15 protein-coding genes are annotated in these 26,971 nt (G+C 68.6%); 6 read left to right on the top strand and 9 right to left on the bottom strand.

Features of this window, described 5'->3' with window-relative positions; all coding sequences use genetic code 11:
• The first annotated feature begins 147 nt into the window (after positions 1-147).
• Positions 148-4,524 carry a DUF6531 domain-containing protein gene (locus tag ACSVDM_RS02870; RefSeq protein ID WP_439262512.1) on the top strand — a complete coding sequence of 1,459 codons (4,377 nt, stop codon included), beginning with the start codon at positions 148-150 and terminating at the stop codon, positions 4,522-4,524.
• A gap of 378 nt (positions 4,525-4,902) precedes the next feature.
• Here the strand turns inward: ACSVDM_RS02870 and hisG are convergent, their stop codons facing one another.
• The 8 genes from hisG to metH all read right to left on the bottom strand — a co-directional run bounded on the left by hisG (position 4,903) and on the right by metH (position 16,200).
• Entirely contained in the window at positions 4,903-5,754 is an 852-nt protein-coding gene (gene hisG, locus ACSVDM_RS02865) for an ATP phosphoribosyltransferase (RefSeq protein ID WP_439262510.1), read from the bottom strand.
• A gap of 56 nt (positions 5,755-5,810) precedes the next feature.
• Positions 5,811-6,092 (bottom strand): phosphoribosyl-ATP diphosphatase, encoded by a 282-nt coding sequence (locus ACSVDM_RS02860; RefSeq protein ID WP_308017178.1) that lies wholly within the window; start codon positions 6,090-6,092, stop codon positions 5,811-5,813.
• Positions 6,093-6,155: 63 nt separating this feature from the next.
• Positions 6,156-7,970: a choline/carnitine O-acyltransferase gene (locus ACSVDM_RS02855; RefSeq protein WP_439262508.1), complete on the bottom strand. Its 1,815-nt coding sequence runs from the start codon at positions 7,968-7,970 to the stop codon at positions 6,156-6,158.
• A gap of 9 nt (positions 7,971-7,979) precedes the next feature.
• Complete coding sequence (locus ACSVDM_RS02850; RefSeq protein WP_357146472.1) at positions 7,980-8,795, bottom strand: class I SAM-dependent methyltransferase; 816 nt, start codon at positions 8,793-8,795, stop codon at positions 7,980-7,982.
• 9 nt (positions 8,796-8,804) lie between these two features.
• Positions 8,805-9,668 (bottom strand): HalD/BesD family halogenase, encoded by an 864-nt coding sequence (locus ACSVDM_RS02845; protein ID WP_439262507.1) that lies wholly within the window; start codon positions 9,666-9,668, stop codon positions 8,805-8,807.
• A gap of 157 nt (positions 9,669-9,825) precedes the next feature.
• On the bottom strand, positions 9,826-10,518 hold the full coding sequence (locus ACSVDM_RS02840; protein ID WP_439262505.1) for an HAD family hydrolase: 693 nt from the start codon (positions 10,516-10,518) through the stop codon (positions 9,826-9,828).
• Between the two features lie 76 nt (positions 10,519-10,594).
• Positions 10,595-12,388: a serine/threonine-protein kinase gene (locus tag ACSVDM_RS02835; RefSeq protein ID WP_439262503.1), complete on the bottom strand. Its 1,794-nt coding sequence runs from the start codon at positions 12,386-12,388 to the stop codon at positions 10,595-10,597.
• A 215-nt stretch (positions 12,389-12,603) separates the two neighbouring features.
• Positions 12,604-16,200 carry a methionine synthase gene (metH, locus tag ACSVDM_RS02830; protein ID WP_439262501.1) on the bottom strand — a complete coding sequence of 1,199 codons (3,597 nt, stop codon included), beginning with the start codon at positions 16,198-16,200 and terminating at the stop codon, positions 12,604-12,606.
• A 126-nt stretch (positions 16,201-16,326) separates the two neighbouring features.
• Here metH and ACSVDM_RS02825 point away from each other — a divergent pair, with 126 nt between their 5' ends.
• Complete coding sequence (locus tag ACSVDM_RS02825) at positions 16,327-17,211, top strand: PAC2 family protein (protein ID WP_067492062.1); 885 nt, start codon at positions 16,327-16,329, stop codon at positions 17,209-17,211.
• 67 nt (positions 17,212-17,278) lie between these two features.
• Here ACSVDM_RS02825 and ACSVDM_RS02820 read toward each other — a convergent pair whose 3' ends face one another.
• The gene (locus ACSVDM_RS02820) at positions 17,279-17,584 is read right to left on the bottom strand and encodes a hypothetical protein (RefSeq protein WP_067492061.1); all 306 of its coding nucleotides are present in this window, start codon (positions 17,582-17,584) and stop codon (positions 17,279-17,281) included.
• A gap of 237 nt (positions 17,585-17,821) precedes the next feature.
• On the opposite strand from ACSVDM_RS02820, the gene ACSVDM_RS02815 reads away from it, so the two are divergent.
• The 4 genes from ACSVDM_RS02815 (at position 17,822) to ACSVDM_RS02800 (ending at position 26,831) form a co-directional block, all read left to right on the top strand.
• The gene (locus tag ACSVDM_RS02815) at positions 17,822-19,054 is read left to right on the top strand and encodes an XRE family transcriptional regulator (protein WP_243749666.1); all 1,233 of its coding nucleotides are present in this window, start codon (positions 17,822-17,824) and stop codon (positions 19,052-19,054) included.
• A 134-nt stretch (positions 19,055-19,188) separates the two neighbouring features.
• Positions 19,189-20,688 (top strand): TIGR02677 family protein, encoded by a 1,500-nt coding sequence (locus ACSVDM_RS02810; protein ID WP_439262684.1) that lies wholly within the window; start codon positions 19,189-19,191, stop codon positions 20,686-20,688.
• 238 nt (positions 20,689-20,926) lie between these two features.
• Positions 20,927-22,288 (top strand): DUF2398 family protein, encoded by a 1,362-nt coding sequence (locus ACSVDM_RS02805; protein WP_439262498.1) that lies wholly within the window; start codon positions 20,927-20,929, stop codon positions 22,286-22,288.
• 4 nt (positions 22,289-22,292) lie between these two features.
• Positions 22,293-26,831, top strand: coding sequence for an SbcC/MukB-like Walker B domain-containing protein (locus ACSVDM_RS02800; protein WP_439262496.1), 4,539 nt, complete (start codon positions 22,293-22,295; stop codon positions 26,829-26,831).
• Positions 26,832-26,971: the final 140 nt, after the last annotated feature.

Below are 26,971 nucleotides of genomic sequence, written 5' to 3'. Positions count from 1 at the left end.
GCGCGACGCCTCGCACCCAGCCCGGAACCTCCCCGGCGGCGGGACCACACACCCCGCAATCACCGGCTCGCCCTGATCCGACATCGCCCCGGCCGCACCGTGATTCCACACCCGAATCACGTCCCACCCCGGAGATATCGCGTGCGGGTGCGGCACCCGACTCACCCGGTCGCCCACTCGGCGCGGCCCGCTCCGGCGAGCACTCACCCCGGACAACCGACTCCCCCACCCGGGCCACACCTCACCACGCAACGCCGCGCACCGACGCAGACCCCACTCCACGTCCGGACCACGACCGAAGCCCCGTCGCCGAAACACCTCAGCGGGTCTCCAACCCCCAGCCCTGACACACACGCGCCGCGCACTCCTGACCCCGATGCGCCGACAGACCGCACACCAGATCGCGACAACGAATCCCCCACCGACCACACCCACGAGCGCGACCCCGACACCGAGCGCTCCACCGATCGCGACCCCGACAACACCACGAACCGCCGCGACCCCGATGCGCCCGCGGACCGCACACCAGAACGCGACAACAACTCCCCAACAGACCGCGATCCGAACGCTCCCACCGGCCGCACTCCCGACCGAGACCCCGACACCGATCGCGCAAAGGAACGCGACCCCGACAACACCGACAACACCCCAGATCGGGACCCCGACAACCACACCGACCGCGACGCGGACAACCCCACCCCCACAGACCGTGCCGACGCCGACCGCGATGCCCACGACCACGCACGCACGTCCGGCGCGGAACACGACCGGACCCCGGATCAGAAGACCTGCTCCAAAGACCCGGTCGATATCAGCACCGGCGAATTCCTGCTGCCCGAAATCGATCTGGAGCTGCCGGGTGTCCTGCCGCTCGTGCTGCGCCGTTCGCATCATTCGAATTTTCGTTTCGGCCGCTGGTTCGGGCCGTCGTGGTCGGGAACGTTGGACGCGCGGGTCATCGTCTCCGACGGCGGTGTCACTTTCGTGGGTGAGGACGGCATCATGCTCGCCTTCCCGCATGCCGCGGTGGACGAGCCGGTGCACCCGCTCACCGGTGGTCGCGCCTGGTCGCTGACCCGCACCGACACCGGCGGCTACCGGGCGTGGGACCGTCAGCGCGAGCTGATCTGGCATTTCGCGCCGGAGCCGGGGCTCGACGGTCTCGATGCCGAGCTCGGGAACTATGCCGTCTCGGCGATCACCGACCGGCATCACAACCGGGTGCGGTTCCACTACGACACCGAGGGTGTTCCGGTCGAGGTGTCGCACTCCGGTGGGTACCGGGTTCGGGTCGACACGGCGGGCGGACGGGTCACCGGTCTAACTCTCGTCGCCGAGGATCACCACGAGCCCATCCGCGAATTCGGTTATATATCAGGCGACTTGACAGCTGTCACCAACGCGGTCGGCGCGACCACGCACTACACTTACGACGCGAACCACCGGATGACGTCATGGACCGATTCCAACGGCAATCGGATGGTCAACACCTTCGACGAGTCCGGTCGGGTCGTCCATCAGCGCGGCACTGCGGGCATGCTGAACTGCGATTACGAGTACATCGACTTCCCCGGTGGCACAGGCCGATTGACCGCCGTCACCGATTCGCTCGGCGCGGTGACGTCGCACGGTTTCGACCGTGAGCTGCAACTGCGTGATCTCGTGACCCCCGACGGCGCCCACTTCCACACCGACTACAACGCCGACCGCAAGCCCCTGACCGTCACCGGTCCCGACCCTGCGACCACCACCACCTACCGCTACAACGGCGCGGGTGATCCGGTGGAAATCATTCGCCCGGACGGTGTTTCGCTCGAATACGACTACGCCTGGCGTGACAGGCCGTCCACGATCACCACGGCCGACGGTGCGGTCCATCGCCGTGAATGGTCCGACAACGGTGACCTGCTCGCCGCGACCGACCCCACCGGTTCCCGCACCGAGTTCACCTATCATCCCTCGGGTGCACCGGCCGACGTGGTGGTCGACGGGGTGCGCACGACGGTGCGGGTCGATGCCGCCGGGTTGCCGGTCGCCCTGGTCGACGCCTTCGGCGCGACCACCCGTATCGAACGCGGCGCCGCGGGACGCGTGGTGCGCACGGTCGATCCGGCCGGTGCGGTCACCCGCTACGAATGGTCACCGGCCGGAAACCTGATCGGCAGAACCGATCCCGACGGTCGCCGCGAATCGTGGGACTACGACGGCGAAGGCAATATCGTCGCCCGCACCGATCCCGCCGGTGGTGTCACCGCCTATACCTACGGCGCGTTCGATCTGCTGGCTTCACGCACCGATGCCGACGGGTCGGTCACGCGGTACGAGTGGGACACCGAACGTCGCCTGATCGCCGTCCACAATCCCCTCGGCCAGTCCTGGACCTACGAATACGACACCGCGGGTCGGCTCATCGCCGAAACTGATTACACCGCAACGACTACCACGTACACGTGGGACGCGGCCGGTCGTCTCGCCACCGTCACCGCCGCCACCGGGATCACCCGGCGCCACCGCTACGACATCCTCGGCAGGCGCACCGAGATCGTCACCGACGACGGCGACTGGATCCGCCACACCTACGACGCGGCGGGTCGCATCCTCACCGCAGCCACGGGCAACGGTGAGACACCTTGCCACACCATCGAATACACGTACAGCCCGGCCGGTCTGCTCGAATCCGAGCAGGTCGATGCCCGGCCGCCGCTGCGTTTCACCTACGACCGGCACGGCCGCCGCGTCGCCCGCACCAGCCCCACCGGGGCGGAAACCACCTGGCATCACGACCTGGCCGGGCGCGTCGACCGCATCGGAATCGGCGCGCACGACATCACCCTCGAGTACAACGTGGCCGGGCATCTCACCGGTTGGCGCCTCGGCGAGGTGGCTGTCACCCGTGAGGTCACGGGGCTCGGCCGTCTCGTCGGCCAGGAGGTGACGGCATTCCCCGCCCGCCTGGTCTCCCTCGACCTCGGTGGGTCGACGCGACCCGCTCCACAGAGTGTTCGTCGTGACGAATTCCGTTACCGCGCAGACGGATACGTCACCGCCCAGCGCACGACCCGATCACGGGCTGCTGCTCTGCGCCGCGACTACACGCTCGACGCGGGCGGCCGGGTCACCGCGGTCGCCCACAACGACCACCTGACCGAGCACTACAGCTACGACCCGCTCGGCAACATCACTACCGGCCCCCGCGAGTACCGCGGCAACCTGCTGATCCACGACGGACACAGCTCCTACGACTACGACCGTGCGGGCCGCCTGATCCGCAAGACCTCCGGCGAACGAACCTGGCACTACCGCTACAACAGCTTCGACCAGCTCACCGACGTCTACACCCCCGACCTGCAGTGGTGGCGCTACACCTACGACGCCCTCGGTCGCCGCACCACCAAACAACACCTCGCCGTCGACGGCACCGTCCTCGCCCGCACCGACTTCACCTGGGACGACACCCGGCTGATCGAAAGCTACACGGGCACAACAACAACCCGCTGGGAATACCGTCCGGGCACCCCAGTCCCGCTCACCCAAACCATCGACCACCCGACCTCACCCGAGTGCTGCGCCGTCATCACCGACCTCACCGGAACCCCCACCGAACTCGTCGACCCCACCACCGGCCGCCCCACCGCCACCGCGACCACCTCCCTCTGGGGCCACACCACCTGGCACGGCACCACCAGCACCCCCCTCCGCTTCCCCGGCCAATTCCACGACTCCGAATCCGACCTCCACTACAACCACCACCGCGTCTACGACCCCCACACCGCCCGCTACCTCACCCGAGACCCCCTGGGCCTCACCCCCGCCCCCAACCCCCACACCTACCCCCACAACCCCCTCACCTGGCGCGACCCCCTCGGCCTCATCCCGACAGAGTGCAAGGACGATGACGATGAGCCCGACGAGGGAACTCTCCGTGATCCCCATACCGTTGCACCACCACGCAATCCGACTCCGACTCAGCCGACCGTGGAGGCAGGTCGACCCCCTGCCAGCCCGGAAGATCTCGCCGATCCCAACACGTCCCAAAACACCGGACCGGCGGGTAAAGCCGAACCGGACAATCGCCCCGACACCACCGAACCCGACACGACTGCCTCCGACTCCACCGTGGCAGCCGACCGGCAACAGGCTCTCCAGGACGTTCTCGCGGACATCGCACGCGACGGGATCGAGGTGCGTTCCGACCAGGAAGCGGACGAATATCTCAACTTCTGCGCGAGGATGCAGGGAATCGCACCGGAAGACATGCACGCGGTTACGCTCGGCGATCTCATCATGATCCGGCCGGAACACGCGACCGACGTCAGGATTTTGCGCGAGGAATGGATACACACCCGCCAGAACGCCGCAGGCGAGGTGTCTGCCGGGGCAGACGGTGGGGGCTCCATCGTCGACAATGAAATCGAAGCACGAGAGATGATCATCGCGAACCGGGACAAGTGGGCGATCACCGATGAAGAGGTAGAAGAGATGAAGCGGGAGATAGCGCAGATGCGAGAGACAGGCAGGTACTGATCGATGTCCAGCGATGCTGACCGATATGAGGTCCCCGAGTTCATCCGCAACAAACATCCCGAAATGCCCTCTGTCCTGCTCGCCTTGAAACAGCACAGTCGAAATGAGGAGATCACCGCGACCTGCTTCAAGTGCGGAGAACCGCTCACCGTGACCGACTTGGCCGACGTAGGCGTTCTTGTGGTTCAGTGCGCCACCGGTTGCACGGTGTACCGGCAACGCACCTCGCCACACGTGACTCGGGATGTCACACCGCGACATCCCGAAACAAAACGACCGACTTACGGAACCGGAAAGCCCGAGTAGGTCGGAGAGTCAGGACAGCAGGAAGATCCGGCCCTCACCTGTGCGGACAGATGAGGGCCGCCAACGAGCGACTCAGAATGCTCTGCAGGAGCGGATGTCGGTGGCGAGGATGGCCTTGGCACCCAGTTCGGCCAGACGGTCCATCAGCTCGTTGCCCTGCTTACGGGGGACCAACGCGCGGACGGCGACCCAGTCGGGATCGCGCATGGGCGAGACGGTCGGTGATTCCAGACCGGGGGTGATGGCGGCGGCTTGGTCGAGCAGCGACTTGGGGCAGTCGTAGTCGAGCATCAGGTACTGCTGGGCGAACACCACGCCCTGGATGCGGTTGATGAGCTGGTTGCGGGCGCGGTCGTCGCGGTCGGCACCCGTGCGCTCGATGAGCACGCCCTCCGAGTCGCACAGGGACTCGCCGAAAGCGACGAGGTTGTGCTGACGCAGGGTGCGCCCGGAACCGACCACGTCGGCGATGGCGTCGGCCACGCCGAGCTGGATGGAGATCTCGACGGCGCCGTCGAGGCGGATCACCTCGGCCTCGATGCCGAAGCGGGCCAGGTCGGCGCGCACCAGGTTCGGGTAGGAGGTGGCGATGCGCTTGCCGGCGAGGTCTTCGACCTTCCAGTCCTCCCCGGCGGGGGCGGCGTAGCGGAAGGTGGAGCGGCCGAAGCCGAGGGAGAGGCGTTCGGTGACCGGGGAACCGGAGTCCATGGCCAGGTCGCGGCCGGTGATGCCGAGGTCGAGCTCGCCGGAGCCGACGTAGATGGCGATGTCCTTGGGCCGGAGGAAGAAGAATTCGACCTGGTTGGCGAGGTCGAGGACGGTGAGGTCACGGGAGTCGGTGCGTTTGCGGTAGCCGGCCTCGCTGAGGATGGAGACGGCGGATTCCGACAGCGAGCCCTTGTTGGGAACTGCGACGCGCAACATGGAAGGTGGTCCTTTCGGGGATGACGGGAGGAGTGTCGAACCGGACGGATCAGCCGTCACAGATGTCGGTACACGTCCTCGAGCGTCAGCCCGCGACCAACCATCATCACCTGCACCCAGTACAGCAACTGGGAGATCTCCTCGGCGAGGGCTTCGTCGCTCTCGTGCTCGGCGGCCAGCCAGATCTCACCGGCCTCCTCGAGCACCTTCTTCCCCTGGAAATGCACGCCCGCGTCCAGCGCGGCCACGGTGCCCGACCCCTCGGGACGGGTCTTGGCACGCTCGGTCAGCTCGGCGAACAGGGACTCGAAGTTCTTCACGGTGACCGATTGTTTCACACCGTGCACAGCGGTTTTCCCGCGCACCACGGCCGGGGTGGGCCGGGGTGCGCGGGACACCGATCATGCCGCGAGCAACTCCCGCAGCTCACCAACCGCCGTACGCAGGTGGTCGGCGAAGGCATACATCTGATCGGCCACCGACTTCGGCGTGGCCAGGTAGATGTTCCAGCGGTCCGGCAGCAGCACATAGGCGATGCCGATACAGCGCGGGCTGGTCGACCCGAAACCGAAGTAGCGGATGTACTGCGAGGGCGCCGAGCTGGTCGACAGGTAGTCGTCGCGCATGACCGTCCAGCCGGGGCTGTCGAACAACGCGATCCGCTCACCGTCCACACCGAGCTCGGCACCGCGGCGGCGCTGGATCCACTCGAGCTCCCACAGGTGCTGCTCGGGCGCCTGGCCGGCCTGGCATTCCTTGGCGCGGTTCACGTGCGCGGCCGCGGCGGCCCGCGCGGCGGCGAGCTTCGTCTCCTGGTCGGCCTCGGGATCGACCATGGCGTCGACGAAGGCCACCATCTCCGGTGTCACCACCCGCATGGCCTCGGTGCGGCCGTTGCGGAACTGGCGGGTCGCGATGGACTCGTAGGTCGCCCCGGTGATGCCCTTGCTGCGCCGGTGCGCGAGCTGATAACTCAACTGCGCGAACGCGTCCGGCGAGATCCCCAGCTTCTTGGCGTCGGCGGTGCCGAAGTCGTCGAACGACACCAGCGAGGTGGCGGTGTCGGCGGCGAACTTCGCGAAATCCGCTCCGGCGGCGGCGATATCGGCCCGTGCCGCCGAATCGAGCTCGAACTCGACCGGCTCCACGGCGGGCAGTCCCTGTGCCTTGGCACCGCTGGTGGCGGCGTGGTCGTCGGCGCCGCGCTCGAGCAGCGCGTCGACGAACGACAGCACCGTTGTGCCGTCGAGCCCGCAGTGCTCGATATTGATGCCTGCCTGGCCGTCGGCGAAGACGATGAACGACACCGACTTGTCGAAGTAGCGGTTGCCGCTGTCGCCGTGCAGGAGCTGATCGCAGGCGTGCAGTTCGTCGCGGGGCGCGAAGTCCTCGAGGCACACCGAGAACAGTGCGGTCTCGATGGCGTCGAACGCCTCCACATTGGCGGGCACGGTGCGCAGGGCGGCCCGGCTGCGGGCCCATTCGGCGCGTGCCTTGGTGGTGAGATGACCGACCGAGGTGTCGGTGGCGGCCGGCTTGGTGCCCGCCTTGATCACCGCGCGCAGCCCGTCGACGAGGTCGGAGAACGCGTACGGCGCACCGTCGGCCCCGACCACGTCCATCCGGAAGATGTTGCCGCGGTAGAAGACCGCGATGTGGCGGGCATCCGATGGCCCGGGCCATTCGTCGCTGTAGGGCTTGCGAACGGAGTCCTGCACCTCGCCCGGAATCCGGGTCTCGGAGAACAGGTACTTGTTCTGCCACATCGACAACTGCTGTCCACGCTGGGTGACCGGCGGGATCTTCTCCGCGTCCAGGGCCAGCTTGTAGTCGACAGCGGCGCCGATGAGCGCGGCGGCCCGCTCGGCCTGCCCCGCCACCGTCGACGACGCCAGCGGCGTGTCGTCGCGGAACAGGAACACGAAGTTGGCGTTGAGCGCGATCCGGTCGCGGCGGCCGAGGTAACGCGAGGGCCAGAACTCGTCGAGCCAGCTGCCGACACCGGGTGTGGCGTCGTATTCGGCCAGCGCGGCGTGCAGGGTGCGCCCGGCCCCACCGGGGCGCAGCAGCTCGGCTACCGCGCCCTCGGTGGTGGCGTATTCCTCGGCGCCGAGCAGCGGAGCGCACCACTGCAGGAACCGCGCGCAACTGTCTTCCAGTGTCGGCAGCGGAACCCGGGGCAGGGTGTCTTCGGCGGCGAACGTGGGTTGGTTCAATCCAGATCCTCAGGTCTCGATGGGATGCGGGCGGGACAGGAACAGGTTGGCGTAGAGCCAGCCTTCGGCTTCGTGATCGGTGGTGTCGATTCCCTTGGCCGCCAACGCATCGAGTACCTGCTGACGTTCCTGCGCCGAGGCGAAGCGACGCTGCTGGAACATACCGGGCCGCTGCTCACTGCGATAGCCGAGCGCGGCGAGTTCGGCGGCGATGGGATCGAAGTCGAACATCCGCAACACGAAGTGCGCCATCCACGGTCGCTTGTGTGGATCGGCTTGCGCGACCCTGGACAGGGTTTTCTCGGTGATGTAGCCGACGCATCCGGTGGAGATCACCAGATCGGCGGAGGCGAGCACACGTCGCTGTGCCTCGGTGGGCTCGGTGGCCTCGAGGTCGGCGTGCACGTAGTCGTGCAGGAGTCCGGCGGCGTGGGCGTAGGTCAGCGCCGGGCGTGCGGCGTCCATCCCGATGAAGCGTACGTCGGGCATCAGGTCGGTGCGTAACCGCTCCCGGTCCGCGGCGATGAGGCCGACGCGGTCGGTGTCGGCGTGGTCGCGGTAGTGCGTGGCCAGCTCGTCGACGGTGGTGTCGGTCCGCAGCAGCGCCGCGTTCACTCCGTAGGAGCAGCCCAGGTCGAGCACCGTCGGGATGCGGTCCGGACGCGCGGCGCGCAGCTGGCGCAACTGCTCGGCGAAATGCGGCTTCGCCAGTTCCGGGATCCGGTAGTCCAGCTCGTTCATGCGCGCGAAATACGCACGCGGGTCCGGACTCTCGTAGATGTCGTCGAAGGATGCTTTACCGGTGGTGTGCAACGGAACGGACATGGGTTCCTCTCAGTCGAGCAGTCGGTCACCTCGGACGGCGGCGGCCGCGGCGGCCACGTGATCGGGTAGCACACGGCCGAACAGCTGCCTGGTGCGTTCGACAGTGCCGATCACCCCTGGCCGGTCCGTGTAGGCGAAGATCGCCGAATGTCGTTGTCCGGCACCGGTCACCTCGGTGACGCGGTGCAGGGAGAAGCGGCCCTTGAACAGTTGCAGGTCGCCCGGGCGCAGTTCGAGCGCCCGGATGAAGCGCCTGCCCTCGCCGGTGAGCACGGCCCGCACGTCGTCGAGATTCTCGGCGTGCGGGTCGCGGATGTTGGGGCAGTACTCGAAGACACCGCCGGAGTCGGGGCGGCGGGTGAGCATGCTGACGGTGAATTCGTTGGTGTCGAAATGCCAGGGGTGTGACATGCCCGGCTCGACCACGTTCAGGCACAGGCCGGCCAGCGGGTCGGCGAATTCGTGCAGCTCGTCGAGTTCGAAGCAGTCGGCGACGAAGCGCTGGAACACCGGGTCGGTGTAGAGGCGCTGGATCAGCGCGTCGGTGGGGATGTGGTCGCGGGCGACGAAGGCGTTGCCCCGGTCGAGCACGATGCGCGCCGGGTGATCGGCGGGCAGGTCGGCGTCGAGCGGGATGTTGTAGGCGTTGACCCGCTCCACCTTGTAGTGGGCGTGCGGGGCGATGGCCTCGCCCTCGGCGCGCAGGGTGTCGAGCAGCTGCGGGCGGATGAATTCCCGCAGCACGGTACAGCCGTCCTCGGCGAGTTCGGCACGGGCCGCGTCGATCGCGGCCTGTCTACCCGGATCACCCGGATCGGTGAGTGGATACCGTGCGATGTCGACGATTTCGTCAAGCCCCCGCGTGCCTGTCATGGAAACAGTTTGCGCGAAAATTCTGTGACACGCCCGGGATTCGGTCGAATCGGCCAATCCCGAACAGATCACAGGGAGGTGAATTCATCTGTGCCACAACAGTTTTCGCAAATTCCATCCCGATGACGGAATTATCACGGTAGGCTATTACGCCCTATCACGCGGTGGCAGTGGCCCGTTCGTCCCGTGCGGCGAAGGCGGCACGCAGGTCTGCCACCGACAATCCGTTCAGTGATTCCCTGAATACCCGCCCGGCGACCTCGGGAACCTCGATTTCGCAGGGAATCACGATCACCGCGCAGCCGGCCCCCTGCGCGGCCAGCGCACCGGTCGGCGAGTCCTCCAGCGCCACACAGTCGGCCGGATCGACACCGAGCAGTTCGGCGGCGCGCAGGTAGACGTCGGGCGCGGGCTTGCCGTGGGCCACCTCGTCACCGCAGACCGACAGGTCGAAGAAGTGCCTGCCGAGGGTGTCGAGACCGTACTCGGTGAGCGAGCGTTTGGTGTTGGTCACCAGCGCGCAGCGCAGACCCGCGGCGCGCACCATGTTCAGCGCGTCGAGCGCGCCGGGGCGCCACGGGATGGGGCCGAGCATCAGTTCGGTGACGCGCTGTTCGAGGAACTCCCCCGCCGCCGCGATCACCCGCGGGGTCGCCGTGACGCCGATGCCGTCGAAGAGCATGCGCAGCGCATTGGGTCCGGAGGCGCCGATGAGGGAGTGACGCAACTCGTCGCTCATCTCGTGGCCGTGTTCGCGGGCCAGCTCGCGCACCGCGATGTCCCACAGCTTCTCCGAATCGAGCAGCGTGCCATCCATGTCCCACAGCACCGCGGCCGGTCGCGCGCTCACGTGTTCACTCGCCTCGTTCTCGTCGTCTCGCCGGCACCAGCGCTCGCGGGGCCCGGTCAAGCCTAACGGGTTCGGTTCATACCCCTGATCCGGCGATCTGGAGGTTGCCCGCGTCGCCGGTGACCTGGATCCAGCGGTTCTCCGAGCTCACCGACCCGTTGGTGAGGTGATAGGTGAGCGAGACGACCGCACGATCGGGGCCGCTGGGGGTGATCGATCCGACAGTCACCGAGCGCACCGTCGACCAGAACGACGAGTACTGGCCGAAGCCGCCGGTCTGGGCCTGGTAGCCGGGGGCAAGGCGCGACCAGGCACCGCTGGTGTTGCCGGGCAGCATCCCGTAGTAGCTCGCGATGAACTGGTTGACGCGTTCGGGCGTCGGTGGGCCGAACGGTGTCGTGGTGATGGTGGTCGTGGTGGGGCGCGGGGTGGAGGTCGCGCTGCTCGTGGCCGGGCTTGAGGTGGGTGCGGTGGTGGCCCCGGACGGCGGCGGCGCCGAGACGGTGATCGTCTCCTGCTCGGGCACGATCACCACGGTGCTCACCTTGCCGTCGACCATGGTGGTCACCGTGACGGGCGAGGGCGGGTCCTGCGCCTGCTGCCCGGCGTCTCCGCCACGGTCACGGGTGACGACAAGGACGACCAGCATCACCGTGAATGCGGCGACGGCGGCGGCGAGCAACAGCACGGCGCGGTTGTTCGACGAATCGGTCCGCGGCGGCGCGGCGGGAAAGGCGGGTGGCCTGCCCGACGAATGCCCGCCGGTATCACCGACACCACCGATGAATTCGGTCGCGGCGGCGGAGTCGATGTCGTTCGCCGAGGCCGCGGCGTCCTGGACCCGCGGTTCGGCCGGGGGCGGTGGTCCGACCACGCCCGCGGCGGGGCCCGACGAGCCGCCGGTGATCGCGGAGCGGGCCGCCTTCGCGAGAGCCAAACCGCTGCCGAGCAATCCGGCGGCCTTCACTCCCCCGTTCTCGGGTGCGGGCGATACGGTAGGCGTCTCACCGAGCGCGAGCACCTTGGTCGCGGTCGCGGGCAGGGCCGGAACACGGCCTGCCGCAACGTCTTCCAGCGCACGCCTGGCCTGTGCCATGGTCGGGCGTTCGGCGTCGTCGGCGGTGAGCAACCACATCAGCACCGGTCCGAGTGGGCCCGCCTTCTTCGGCTCGGGCACCACCCCGCGCGCGACGGCGTGCAGGACAGCGAGGGGATTGTCGCCCTCGCCGAACGGCGGCGCGCCCTCGACGGCGGCGTAGAGCGTGGACCCGAGGGCGAACACGTCGGCGGCCGGTTTCGGGTTGTCGCCACGGGCGATCTCGGGCGCGAGATAGGCGGGGGTGCCCGCGAGGAAGCCCGTCGCGGTGACGGTGACATCGCCGGTGGCGTGCGAGATGCCGAAGTCGGTGAGCTTGACGGTGCCGTCGTCACCGACGAGCAGGTTGGCCGGTTTCACATCGCGGTGCATGATCCCGGCGTCGTGCGCGGCGGACAACGCCGCCGCGGCCTGCGCACCGATCCCGGCCACCTCGATCGGCGACAGCGTCGCCCCGCCGGAGATCTTCACCGCGAGGCTCGGCGCGTTCATGTATTCCATGACCAGCCAGGGCTGGCCGTCCTCTTCGGCGACATCGAAGACGGTGATGGCGTTGGGGTGGTGCAGGCGGGCGGCGATGCGACCCTCACGCATGGCCCGCAATTTCGCTTCCAGCGCTTGGGTTCCGGTGAGGCCCGGCGCGAGCAGCACCTGCTTGACCGCGACGGTGCGCCGCAACCGGACGTCGGTGGCGCGCCACACCACACCCATCGCACCCGTGCCGATCGGGTCGGTGAGTCGATAGCGTCCCGCGATCAACCGATCCGATGTCATAACGTGTGCCCCTCCTGCTTACCGCCGAGTCGTCCAGCCCTCCGCGCCACAGCGGGATGAAACTTCCGAAAATCCTACGTGCCTCAGTGCTTCGATTCCGTTGCCGACCATCGACCACCATGGTCGACCCGCCGGGTTCGTGATCAGATTCACAACGGGCACAGTACGAATCGGGCCGGTCCGAGGTGGACCGGCCCGATCACCGAACACCGATGTCAGGCGTTGAAGTACTTCGCCTCGGGATGCAGCAGGACGAAGGCGTCGGTGGACTGCTCGGGATGCAGCTGCAGTTCTTCCGACAGCGTCACCCCGACCCGGCCCGCGTCGAGCAGGTCGACGAGCTTGGCGCGGTCCTCGAGGTCCGGGCAGGCGCCGTAGCCGAAGGAGTACCGCGCGCCCCGGTAGCCGAGCTTGAAGTAGTCCTGCACATCGGCCGGGTCGCTGTCGGCGACCGACTGCCCGTCGATGCTCAGTTCCTCGCGCACCCGGCGGTGCCAGTACTCGGCCAGCGCCTCGGTGAGCTGCACGCCGATGCCGTGCACCTCGAGGTAGTCGCGGTAGCTGTCGCCCGCGAACAGGGCGTTGGCGAAGTCGGCGATGGGCTGACCCATGGTGACCAGCTGGAAGGGCAGCACGTCGACCTGACCGGCCTCGCGAGCCTTGTCCCGCGAGCGGATGAAGTCGGCGATGCACAGGAACCGGTCGCGCTGCTGACGCGGGAAGGTGAACCGATACCGTTCGGGCGCATCGGGTTCCGGCTCGGTCAGCACGATGACCTCGTCGCCCTCCGACACCGCCGGGAAGTACCCGTACACCAGGGCGGCGTGCTGCAACACGCCCTCGGTGGCCAGCCGGTCGAGCCAGTACCGCAGCCGGGGACGGCCCTCGGTCTCGACCAGTTCCTCGTAGCTCGGCCCGTCACCAGCACGCTGCCCGCGCAGACCCCACTGCCCGAGGAACAGCGCCCGCTCGTCGAGCAGACCCGAATACTCCGCCAGCGGAAGGCCTTTCACCACACGCGTGCCCCAGAACGGCGGGGTCGGCACCGGCTGATCGGCGGCCACGTCGGAACGCTCGGGCACCACGATGGGCGCCTCGGCGGCCTTGCGCTCGGCGGCGATCCGCTTGGACCGCTCGTGGCGGGCCTTGCGCTCGGCGGCCTTCTTCTTCGCCTCGATCGCCTCCGGGCTGTCGGGGTCGAGTCCACCGCCGCGCTTGACGGTCATGATCTCGTCCATCAACCGCAGACCTTCGAAAGCGTCACGCGCGTAGTGCACCTCACCGTCGTAGACCTCGGTGAGGTCGTTCTCGACGTAGGAGCGGGTGAGCGCGGCACCACCGAGGAGTACCGGGAACTGCTCGGCCACGCCCTTGGCGTTGAGCTCGGCCAGGTTCTCCTTCATCACCACGGTGGACTTCACCAGCAGGCCGGACATGCCGATCACATCGGCCTTCTTGTCCTGGGCGGCGTCGAGAATGGTGGCGATGGGCTGCTTGATGCCCAGGTTCACCACCTCGTAGCCGTTGTTGGACAGGATGATGTCGACCAGGTTCTTGCCGATGTCGTGCACATCGCCCTTCACCGTGGCCAGCACGATGCGGCCCTTGCCCGAGTCGTCGGTGGCCTCCATGTGCGGTTCCAGGTGCGCCACCGCGGTTTTCATCACCTCGGCCGACTGCAGCACGAAGGGCAGCTGCATCTGACCCGAACCGAACAGCTCACCGACGGTCTTCATGCCCGACAGCAGCGTCTCGTTGATGATCTGCAACGGCGGCACCGACTTCATCGCCTCGTCCAGATCCTCGCCGAGACCGTTGCGTTCACCGTCGACGATGCGGCGTTCCAGGCGCTCGAACAGCGGCAGCGCGGCCAGCTCCTCGGCGCGCGAGGCCTTCGAGGACGCGGTCGAGACGCCTTCGAACATGGCCATGAGCTTCTGCAGCGGGTCGTAGTCCTCGCCGCGGCGGTCGTAGATCAGGTCGAGGGCGGTCTCGCGCTGCTCGTCGGGGATCCGGCTCATCGGCAGGATCTTCGAGGCGTGCACGATGGCCGAGTCGAGCCCCGCCTCCACGCACTCGTGCATGAACACCGAGTTCAGCACCTGCCGGGCGGCCGGGTTCAGGCCGAAGGAGATGTTGGACAGACCGAGGGTGGTCTGCACCTGTGGGTGGCGGCGCTTGAGTTCGCGGATCGCGTTGATGGTCTCGAGACCGTCCTTGCGCGATTCCTCCTGACCGGTGCCGAGGGTGAAGGTCAGCGTGTCGATGATGATGTCGGACTCGGCCAGCCCCCAGTTGCCGGTGATGTCCTCGATCAGCCGCTCGGCGATGGCGACCTTGTGCTCGGCGGTGCGGGCCTGGCCCTCCTCGTCGATGGTCAGCGCGACCACGGCGGCACCGTGCTCGGCGACCAGCGCCATGATCTGCTGGAACCGCGACTCGGGACCGGCACCGTCCTCGTAGTTCACCGAGTTCACCGCGCACCGGCCGCCCAGGTGCTCGAGCCCGGCCTGCAGGACCGCGACCTCGGTGGAGTCGAGCATGATCGGCAGGGTGGACGAGGTGGCCAGGCGCGAAGCCAGCTCGTTCATGTCGGCGGCGCCGTCGCGGCCCACGTAGTCGACGCACAGGTCGAGCATGTGGGCGCCGTCGCGGGTCTGGTCCTTGGCGATCTCGAGGCAGCGCTGCCAGTCGGCGGCCAGCATCGCGTCGCGGAAAGCCTTGGAGCCGTTGGCATTCGTACGCTCACCGATCATCAGGATCGAGGCGTCCTGCTCGAACGGCACGGCGGTGTACATGCTCGACACGGCGGGCTCGTGCTCGGGGTGACGGCGATCGTCGATCGGCGGCAGCGTCTTTTCGACCTCGCGCACCGCCTCGGCGACCTGACGGATGTGCTCGGGCGTGGTGCCACAGCAACCGCCAACCATCGACAGCCCGAACTCGGAGACGAAACCGCTCATCGCGACGGCCAGCTCCTCGGCGGTGAGCGGGTACTCCGCGCCCTTGGCACCGAGCACCGGCAGACCCGCGTTCGGCATCACCGACACCGGAATGGTGGCGTGGCGCGACAGGTGCCGCAGGTGCTCGCTCATCTCGTCGGGCCCGGTGGCGCAGTTCAGGCCGATCATGTCGATACCGAGCGGTTCCAGCGCGGTGAGCGCCGCACCGATCTCGCTGCCGACGAGCATGGTGCCGGTGGTCTCCACGGTGACGTGGGTGATGATCGGGATCCGGCGACCGGCGGCGAGCATCGCCCGGCGGCTGCCGGTGATCGCGGCCTTGACCTGCAGCAGGTCCTGGCAGGTTTCGATGAGGATGGCGTCGGCGCCGCCGTCGAGCATGCCGAGCGCGGCCTCGGTGTAGGCGTCGCGCAGCGCGGCGAACGGGGCGTGGCCCAGCGTCGGCAGCTTGGTACCCGGGCCCATCGACCCGAGGACGTAGCGCGGGGTGCCGTCGGCCGAGGGGCCCATCTCGTCGGCGACCTCGCGGGCGATACGGGTGCCGCGCTCGGACAGGTCGCGGATCCGGTCGGCGATGTCGTAGTCGGCGAGGTTGGGCAGGTTGCACCCGAAGGTGTTGGTCTCCACCGCGTCCGCGCCCGCCGCGAAGTACGCGCGGTGGATGTCGGCGAGGACATCCGGGCGGGTGTCGTTGAGGATCTCGTTGCATCCCTCGAGGCCGCGGAAGTCGTCGAGTGTGAGGTCCGCGGCCTGCAACATCGTGCCCATCGCACCGTCGCCGATGACGACACGGCGTCGCAGCGTGTCGAGGAGCGTGGTATCGAAAGTGGTGGGCAAGGACGCAGGCATGGTTCAAGACTAGTGGGCGCCTCCGACACACGAGACCACTGTCGGTGATCCAGTGGCCCGGACCACACAACACGCAACCCTGCCGGTCGCCACAAAACAATTGGCACAAGACACTAGGCTGACCTGGTGGATGCCAGTGAGACCCCCGAGACGGAACTGCCGACGTTGCGCAATCCCGTGCTGGTCGCGGCCTTCGAGGGCTGGAACGACGCCGGAGATGCCGCCAGTGGCGCGGTCGAACATCTGGAGTTGCTCTGGGACTCCGAGCCGCTGGCCGAACTCGACTCCGAGGACTATTACGACTACCAGGTGAACCGGCCGACCGTGCGTCAGGTCGACGGGGTGACCAGGGAGATCCAGTGGCCCTCGACCATGCTGTCGGTGTGCTCGCCGCCCGGCAGCGATCGCGACGTGGTGCTGCTGCGCGGGATCGAACCCAATATGCGCTGGCGCAGCTTCTGCAACGACCTGCTCGAGTTCATCGAACAGCTGGGTGTGGAGACGGTGGTGATCCTCGGCGCGTTGCTGGCCGACACGCCGCACACCCGGCCGGTGCCGGTCACCGGTTCGGCCTACAGCCCGGAGGCCGCCGAGCGATTCAATCTGGAACAGACGCGCTACGAGGGTCCGACCGGAATCACCGGTGTGCTGCAGGACCAGTGTGTGAAGGCGGGCGTGCCCGCCGTGTCGTTCTGGGCCGCCGTGCCGCACTACGTGTCGCAACCGCCGAATCCGAAGGCGACGATCGCGCTGCTGCACCGGGTGGAGGAGGTCCTCGACATCGAGGTGCCGCTCGGCGAGCTGCCTGCTCAAGCCGAGGAGTGGGAGGCCGCGGTGAACGAGATGACCGTCGGCGACGAGGAGATCAGCGAATACGTGCGCTCGCTCGAGGAACGGGGCGATGCGGCACTCGATCTCAACGAGACGATGTCGAAGATCGATGGTGACGCGATCGCCGCGGAGTTCGAGAAGTACCTGCGCAGGCGCGGGCCGGGAAGCTTCGGGCTGTAGACCCGATGCACCGGCCCGCTCGGGCCGCCGCCGTCAGGATGGTGGTTCGGTGTCGGAGGCCGTCATCTCAGCGCTCCAGGGTGAGGACTTGGGCGGCGGCTTCGTGCGCCAGTTTGGCGATCAGCATGTCGCGCGGAATCGTCTGCCCGGCAAGATGATCGAGCGACGGGACCACCACGTGGTGCGCGTCGGCCCGCTTCAATTCCTGGGTGAGCTCGGCGAAGGCCGCACCGTCACCCGCGGTCGATTCATGGAACGTCGCGGCGAAACACATCCCCGCCGTAGCCGCGAGGCTGCGTAGCGCATCCTCCAATTGATCGCCCTGGCCCTCGGCCAGATCGTCACGCAAGTATCCATAGATCAACGCTTCCACCCGAACCTCCGTTGGATTGGGATCGCTGTTCTGTTGTCGGATCCCCCCGCGCGGCGCCAGCCGCCGCGCGGGGGTACTGCGTTGCCTCGCAAGCTCTCCTGCGGGGCGGGTGATCGGTCCGGCCGAGCACCTACTTACAGCATGCGCATTCGTGCTCCGTTGTAGCAGATGTCAAACCGATGACATCTACGTGCCCTATCCGGGACGCCGAACGTTAACTGGTGGAATACTACGGCCGTGACCGCAACTGATGATCGACCCGTCTGGGCTGTCCGGATGCGCTCGGAACGTGACGCGAGGGGATGGTCGCAAGCCGACGCCGTCCGCGCGATGCGTGCCAAGTCCTCACACAACCTGCCGACGGACAGTACTCTGCTGCGCAATTGGCGCCGCTGGGAGTCCGGTGAATCACGACCCGACGAGTTCTACGCGCCGATCATCGCGGCCGCGTTCGACACCGTCCCCGCCGCGTTCTTCCCCAAAGCCCGTCCGAACCGCGATGACGAGCTGTTATCCGCAACCGGTATGGACACACTCGAATTCATCGGCAGGCTACGCATGTCCGATGTCAACAGCGCCACCCTCGACGCGGTGCGGATCACCGCCGAACGGTTGTGCTGCGAGTACGCCTATGCCGACCCGCACGAGCTGCACGCCGAGGGAACCGCGTGGTTGCGCCGGATCACCTCGCTGCTCGACGGCCGACTCACCCTGAGCCAGCATCGGGAAATCCTCGTACTGGCCGGCTGGGTGGCGTTGCTGGTGGGTTGCGTCGACTACGACCTCGGCCACCGGGCGGGCGCGGAAGCCACTCGGCGGGCGGCGGATTCGCTCGGCCGCGAGGCGGGCAACCCCGAGATCGTCGGCTGGGCGGCGGAGATGTCGGCGTGGTTCGCGTTGACCCAGGGCAACTTTCGTGGCGCCATCGACGTCTCCGAGAAGGCGATGGCGGGGACCACGTCGATGGGTGTCGGGGTGCAGCTGGCCGCGCAACGCGCCAAGGGCTGGGCGCGCCTGGGCGATCGCCGGGCGGTGCAGACCGCGCTCGACGAGGGCCGGGCGATTCTGGCGCGGATGGGTCATCCGGCCGATCTGGACAACCACTTCGTCGTCGACGCAACGAAATTCGACTTCTACGCCATGGACTGCTGCCGGGTGGCCGGGCAGGACCGGCTGGCCGAACGTTATGCCCAGCAGGTGATCAAGGATTCGACGCGGCCCGACGGCAGTGTGCGCAATCCGATGCGCGTGTCCGAAGCCCGGCTCACGCTCGCGGTGGTCGCGGTGCGCGACCGCGATCTGGAGCGCGCGGTGGAGGAAGGTGTCGCGGCGTTCACGGCGGGCCGCAAGTCGCTGCCGTCACTGGCCTGGATCGCGGGCGAGGCGGCGCGCGAGATCATCGAACGCTTCCCCGGTGATCCGCGTACCCAGTCGTTCCTCGAGCAGTTGCGCTCGCTCAACGTCGGGTGAGCGCGGCGGCGATGCCACGCCGATCCGGGGCGGGTCGGTCGGAGCAGTGCTCGGTCACCACTAATCTGTCTACGGTGACCGACCACCGCGCCGACGGCCTGCCCAGCGCCGTCCCTGCCCTGTGGGACGAGCGGCTGCGGTTGTTCTCGTTCGCCACCGCCGAGAAACGCGCCGACTACCTGCGGGTTCTGCGCGCCTTCGACAGTGCGCGCGCGGCGTACGTGGTGTTGCTGCACGCCGACGATGTCGCCGAGTGGATCGCCAAGGCCGAGGCGGGCACGCAGGGGCCCGCTCCGGCGGGGGTGCCGCTGTCGGCGGCCGAGATCGGTCCGCTGCTCGAGCAGCTGCACCGCTGGGGTGTGCTCGAGCGCAGCTACGACGGCACCCGGGCGGCCACCTTGGCCGAGTACCGCAACCGGCACTACGTGTACCAGTTCGCACAGGCCGGTTTCCAGGCGTATCAGGCGGTGGCCGGGGTGCTGTCCGCGCGGATGGAGGACGCGTCGCTGTCGCGGTTGGTGCTTCCCGAGCTCCTCGCGGACCTGCGCACTCTGGCGACCGCCAATCGCGAGGGCGACGCCGAGCGGGTCTACACCACCCTGCGCAGGCTGGACGCCGCACTCACCGACATGGCGGCGCGCGCCGCGCACTTCTATCTGTCGCTGGGCGACCTGGTGCGGACCACCGAGATCACCCCCGAGTCGTTTCTGGCGCACAAGGACGCGCTGCTCGCGCACATGCGGGAGTTCAGCATGGATCTGGCTCGGTTCGCGCCGCGCCTGGCCGCCGCGATCGGCGAGGTGGAGGACACCGGCGTCGAGGCGTTGATCGGTCGGGCGGCCGGGTGTGACGAGCGGGTGCTGCTGAGTTCGGTCGAGCGGGAGGCGGATTGGCGGGCCCGCTGGGACGGGTTGCGCACCTGGTTCGTCGCGGGCACCGAGCCGGGTGAATCGTGTGAGGCCGACCGGCTGCGAGAGGCGACGATGAGCGCCATCGCGGCCGTGCTGTCGCTGTTGCGCCGGGTCACCGAGACCCGCCGGGGCGGGATCAGCCGGGAATCGGCGCTGCGCCACCTGGCGGCGTGGTTCGTCGCCACCCCCACCTCGGACAGTGCGCACGCCCTGTACGACGCGGTGTTCGGCCTCGGCAAACCACGGCACCTGTCGCTGGAACACCCCGACGCCGACCTGGTGCCGGCCGACCGATCCTGGTGGGACGCACCACCTTTGGAGATCTCCCGCACCCTCGCCGAAACCGGCCGAGCCCCCGCCGCCGGCGCGCCCGCCCGGATCTCACGCAACGACGCCGGGGTACGCCGCCTGCGTGAGGCACAACTGGCCGCCCAACGCGAACGAGCGGCGGCCGCCGCCTCCCTGGCCACCGGCAACGTGCACGAACGAGTACTCGACCAGCGCGAGACCGAGGTGCTGCTGCGCCTGCTCGACGCGGCCTCCACAGCCTGGGTGCCGGTGAGTGGACGGGTCGAGGGCACAACGGGTTCCGACAACGGCGTCACCCTGACGGTTCGCCCGTGCGACGGGTCGACGGTGATCCGCACGGCGGCGGGATTGCTCCACTTGAACAACCGCCGCCTCGAAGTACAGGGTTCGACACGGCGGGGTGGGAAGCGATGACCGCGAGCATCGGCGCCCGGCCTGGTTCACCCGGTGGGGCGGACCGCGGGATGCCCTGGAAGCCTCGGCGGCTACCGGCGCCGTGCTGCGGCGTTGTTCCGGTGTCGCGGCACACCGCGCTGAGCGACGGCGGCATGACGACGGCGCACATCGGTGTGCTGAGCCTAGGCCGATACTCGATCGCGCATCCGGAGATCGACGGCTCGTGCTGTGGTGCGGTGCGGCAGGGGGTGGCTGCGTGAAGCGGCAGCGGATCGATGCGCTCGCGCTCGACAGCTACCAGCGGGCGGTCCGGGTGATGCTGGCGAATCACCTTGTCACGCGGGTGTATCCGGACCGGATCGCGTTGCCGCTGATCCGGCGGTGGGCGACCGAGCTGCGCGAGGACATGGCCGAGTTGTTCGGGTATCGGGTGGAGATCACCGAGACGACGGCGCGGCTGTATCCGGTGCACGATCGGCTCGAGGATGCCCGGCCCGCGCGCAGTGTGAACGATCGGGTGTTCGACCGGCGGCGCTACGCCTATCTGTCGCTGGCACTCGCCGCGCTGGGGCGGGCCGGGGATCAGATCACCCTGTCGGAACTGGCAGAGCATGTCGCCGATTACGCGAGCCGCATCGATGGGCTCGAATTGTCCACCGAGCGGGCGGCCGATCGTGACGCCTTCGTCGACGCCGTCGGCTGGCTCGGTGCGCGCGGCGCGTTGACCCTGGCCGACGGTGACGCGAGCGGGTGGGCCAGCGACCCCGACGCGGGTGAAGCGCTCTACGACATCGACCGCCCGGTGGTTTTCGCGCTGTTCCGGCCACCGCGGGCATTGCAGCACCTGCACAGCGTGCGCGGTCTGCTGGCCGAGGACACCGAGGTGGCGGCCGACATCGCTCGCCGGGTGCGGCGCGCGCTGGTGGAGCGACCGGTCGTGTACCTCGCGGATCTGACGCCCGCCGAACGGGCACTGCTCGGTCAGCAGCGCCTGATCGGTGAGGTGGAGTACTGCACCGGGCTGCGGGCCGAACGGCGGGCCGAGGGTGTAGCGCTCATCGACACGTCGGGTCGCCTGTCGGACACGCGGTTCCCGGGTACCGGCACGCTCGCGCAGGTGGGGCTGCTGATGATCGGTGAGATCGCCGACGCGGTGCTGGATCTGGACAACCCGCTGCCGCACCGGCCACTGCCCGACCTCGATCCGGCCGAGGAACTCCTCGCCCAGCTCGACACCGCGATCCCCGAGGCGGGGGTGTTCGTCCCGCTGGCCGACGAAACACCCGACCCGGCAACAGATTCCGACGACGAGGTCGCCGAGGAACCCGACACCTATCCGTTCCTCGACGATGCGTGGGTGCGCACCACCGTCACCGCGCTCACCGATCGCTACGGTGCCACCTTCGCCGCGCAATGGCAGGCCGACGCCGCCGGCCTCACCGCCGAGGTACTTGCCTTGCTCACCAGGTTGCGGCTGATCCGGCCCGTCGAAGACGGTCTGCTCGTGCTGCCCGCGCTGGCCAGATACCGGGGTGCGGTCGTCACGGTACGGGTGCGCAAGACCGAGGAATTGTTCGTCACCGCCGCTGATGTCGGCACCGGAGTGGGAGGGAGCTGAGCAGATGACGCTCATTCACGGCGGAGTGCGATTCGTCCCGACCCGCGCGGGCATCGTCAACCTGTGGGACTACCGCGACCAGGAATTCTGTTTCGCCGACGGACGCCTCGTACTGCGCGGACCCAACGGTTCCGGCAAGACCAAGGCTCTCGAGGTGCTGTTCCCGTTCGTGCTCGACGGGCGGATCGAGCCGCGCAGGCTCAATCCGTTCGCCGGTGAGGAACGGACCATGAAGTCGAACCTGCTCTACCGCAAGCAGGAATCGGCGTACTCGTATGTGTGGATGGAATTCGCGCGCGGCAGCTGGGAGGATCCCGAGGTCGTCACGGTCGGTATCGGGATGCGCGCCACCCGGTCCTCGGACAAGGTGACGCGCTGGTATTTCGTCGCCGACGGCCGCGTGGGTGTCGATTTCTCGCTCATCGGTCCCGACGACCGCCCGCTCACCCGCAAACAGCTCGCCGAACAGATCGGCAGCGACGCCATCGTCGACCGGCCGGTCGAATACCGGGCCGCGATCGATGCCCGCATGTTCGGGCTCGGTATGCAGCGCTACGACCAGCTCATCAACCTGATCCTCACGCTGCGTCGCCCGCAGCTCGCCAAGAACCTCGACCCGCGGGGGTTGTCCCAGGCCCTCACCGACGGTCTGCGTCCCCTCGACGAACAGCTCATCCTCGACGCGGCGCGTTCGTTCAGCGACATGGAGGAAGTGGGCCGCACTCTCGACGGGCTCGTCCAGGCCGACACCGCCACCCGACGGTTCGTCGATGTGTATCGCAAATACCTTGCGGTGCAAGCGAAGTCGGACGTCGATCAGGTGCGCACCCGGCTCGACGCCGTCACCAATGCCTCGACCGCCCTGTTCGCCGCGACCGCCTTACGCACCCGCCGCGACGCCGACCGTGCCGCCGCCGAGGCCCGTGCCGAGGAGGCCGACCGCGCCTACGAACAGGCCATCGCCGACCGCGAGAACCTGCAGCGCTCCAGCGCCTACGAGGGCAAACAGCAACTCGACGACCTCGCCGACGCCGTACGCCGACTCGAAACCTCCGCTGCCGCCCACCGCGACAAGGCCGCCGAAGCAGCGCAGACGTTGCAGCGGCGCGCCGAGGAAGCCGAGAAGGCGGCCGAAGCGGTACGCACGGCCGCCGCCGCGCTGGTGCGCGGCGAAGAGGCCCTCCGCTCGGCCGCCGAGGAAGCGGGCATCGAGTGGACCACGCCCGGCACCGACGGCCGGGGCGACCAGTTCACCGCCGCCGTCCGCGGCCACGCCGAGGAACGCGACGCCGACGTGCGCGCGGTCCGCAAGGCGGTGAGCAAGTGGGAATCCGCCGCCGCCGACCGAACCCGCGCCGAACGCCTCACCGAACGCGCGACAGAACTGCGCGACGCGGCAGCCGCCGAAGTCGCGCATGCAGAAGCCGCGGTTGCGTTGGCGCGCAAAGATTCTGCGGCGAACCTGCGCGCCTGGTGGAAGACCAACTCAGCCCTCCTTGCGGGCATCGCGGAATCCTCGGTGAACGCCCAAGCCGCCGAAGCAGTCATCGACGGGGGCGACCCTGCCCACGGCGTCATCGGGGCGCGATCCGATCGGACGGGGGCTGATGACGGTGGACTGTTCGAGGCGCTGGAGACCGCCTTCGCTGGTGCCGGAGTGGAGGACATCCCCTCTGCCGCAGAGGTTTTGGCGGAGCGGATCGAGCCGCTACGCGAGCGGATCCGCACCCGTCGGCAGGAGTCGCGGGCGCGGGCTGATGCTGCGGCCGCGCGCCGCGACGCACTGACGGCCGAACGCAAGCAGATCGCTGCCGAACACGATGACGCCCCTCCGTCGTCGTCGGCCAGAACCGGTATGCGCGAGGGACTTCCGGGCGCTCCGCTGTGGAAGCTGGTGCGGTTCGGGGATGGGGTGTCCGCGCAGGAGGCGGCGGGGATCGAGGCCGCGCTTCAGGCCGGAGGTCTGCTCGACAGCTGGATCTGTGGGCCGACCCTGCCCGCCGAGGTCGAGTCGGACCACTTCCTGCTCCCACTGCCCGTCGACCAGCGCCCGACCGGTCGCACCCTCGCCGATGTTCTTGTGGTGGAGGAGAATACGGCGGAGGTCGAGGTTCCGAGGGACACGGTCGCTGCCGTGCTCGCCTCCATCGCCCTCGACGAACTCCGCCCTGGCTCGGACAGCTCCGCCCCTACGGCAGCCGACGACCACTCAGGGTACGAAGCCGCCGAGACGCACCCGGCGCCGACCACGTCGGCCCGAGCAGACTCCGCACCAGGCGCGGGAGGCGGAGCGATATCGACGACAGTCGCGGCGACGGGTGCGGATCGCGCCGGTGTTGCGGACGGCGAAGGCATGGGACGGACCATCCCAGGCGCCACGCTGAGTGCGCTGACCGCCGAGGCTGGCCCCGTGGTGATCGGAACAGCGGGCCACTTTCGGCTGGGTGTCCTGGTCGGCAGGCATCACAAGACCGAGGCCGAGTTCATCGGTGCGACCGCGCGGGCGCGCAGGCGAGCGTTGCGGCTCGCCGAGATCGAGGCGGCGATCGAGGCGGCCGGCGCGGAATACGAGGCGGCTCGGGCCGAAGAGTCTTCGGCGGCAGCGCAATTGGCTGAGCTCACCGCTGCGGCGAAGTCGTTGCCACGACCTTCGGCGGTGACCGCCGCACTTCGGGCGGTCGCGGAGACCGCCGGACTGATGCGGTCACGGGTGGAGGCGGCGGCGCAGGCCGAGCGGGAGCTCGATCAGGCGGTGGCCGAGGTGGCCGCCCAGGACAAGAAGGTGCGGGCGGCGGCGCAGGCGCATCGCACGCCGCGTGAGGCACGGGAACTCGACGCACTGGCCGCCGCGATCCGGCATTTCGAGAACACCGGCACCGGGCTGTTGCGGTTACGTGCCGAGCACGAGCGGGAACGGGAGCGCGAACGGGAGGGCGCCGATCGGCACGACGAGGCCCGTGCCCTTGCCGAGGCGTTCGCCGAGGAGGCCGAGGCGGCCCGCGCCGGATATACCGAGCAGCAGCGCAAGCTCGAAACGCTGCGAGAAGCGTTGGGCGCCAGTGCTGCCGACATCGACCGTGAGCTGGATGCGGCGCGCGCGGCCATCGAAGCCGCGAAAGCCGAGCAGCGGGCCGCGCGCAAGGCGGCCAATGCGGCGATCGAGGCGGTGGGTGATGCGGAAGCGGCATATCGCACGGCGCACGAGGCACTCGCCACGGCGCTCACCGAGGTGCTCGCCGAAGTGCGGTCGCTGGCTCCGTACGCGCGGCCCGACCTGCTGAGCCTGCTCGGCGCGTCGGTCGAACACCGGTGGCCGGGCAGTGAGGCCGCCTGGTCGACACCCGAGCAGCTGCAGTACCGCATCGTCGCCGCGGGCCCGGAAACCGATCCGGTGGTCTTGCCGGACGAGGTCGCGGCCCTGTTCGCCGACCTGGATGCCGCCACCGCACAGGTTCGCGCCACCGAGGCCGGGCGCAAGTCCACCCGATCAGCGGTGACCAGCGCACTACAGGAGTTCGACGCCGCGCTCACCGCCTCCGGCCGCGACTATCGTCTGCACTGGGATGCCGCCGACGGGCTCACCGTGGTGGCCGTGCACGACGAGAACGGCCAGACCGCGCTCGCCGATTTCGCGGCGCGCATCGACGCCGCACGCCGCGACCAGGAACTGTTGCTCACCGACGCCGAACGCCGCATCCTCGAGGACGCGCTACTCACCGGCTTGGCCCAGCAGATCCACGAACGGACAACGGACGCACGCGAACTGATCTCCCGGATGGGCGCGGAGATGAAGCAGCGGCGGATGTCGTCGGGCAACACCATCGGCGTGCACTGGGTGCTGGCCGACGGCCTGTCGGAGGCCGCGCGCGCCATGTGCAAGCTGCTCGACCGCGACACCTCGGCGCTGAGCCCCGACGATCTGGGTGCGGTGCGCGCGCATTTCGCCGCCGAGATCCGGGCCGCCCGCGCCGCCCACCCGGAACGCTCCTACCCCGAAATCCTCGCCGCCACCCTCGATTACCGGTCCTGGCGGGTGTTCTCGTTCACGCTGATATCCGGCGACGGGTCCGAGGACAAGCTCACCGTCGCCCGCCACAGCGCGCTCTCCGGTGGTGAGCAGTCGGTGTCGCTGCACCTGCCGTTGTTCGCCGCCGCCCACGTGATGCTCGATTCCGCCGACCCACAGGCACCACGCCTGCTGGCGCTGGACGAAGCCTTCGCCGGCGTCGACGACAACGGCCGCAGCGAATTGCTCGGCCTCAGCGTGCAATTCGACCTCGACCTGTTCATGACCGGCTACGACCTGTGGATCACCTACCCACACGTCCCCGGCTGCGCCCACTACGACCTGGCCCACTCCACGGCCGAGAACACCGTGAGCGCAACCCTGCTGGTGTGGGACAGCGGCGAACTCCTCGCCGAACACGACGGCGGCGACCTCACCACCGCCCTCGGCTCCCCCAACCGCCGCCGCCTCCCCAACACCATCGAAGGCGGCCTCACGTTGGAAGGGATGCCAGGAGAACCGGCGTCGGTCGGCTGAGGGCACATCGGAAGGCAGCTGAACACCTGAGCTGACTGGGCGGCGTCGTGCCCGTCCGGCGGGAACCGAGCGCAACGGGCGCGTGCGCAATCGCGATCCGGCTGATTACGATTGGCTGATTCGTGAGGAGATTCGAACGC

The organism is Nocardia sp. JW2 (assembly GCF_051843015.1).
Taxonomy (GTDB): domain Bacteria; phylum Actinomycetota; class Actinomycetes; order Mycobacteriales; family Mycobacteriaceae; genus Nocardia; species Nocardia coubleae.
This window is presented reverse-complemented; position numbering and strand designations above follow the sequence as displayed.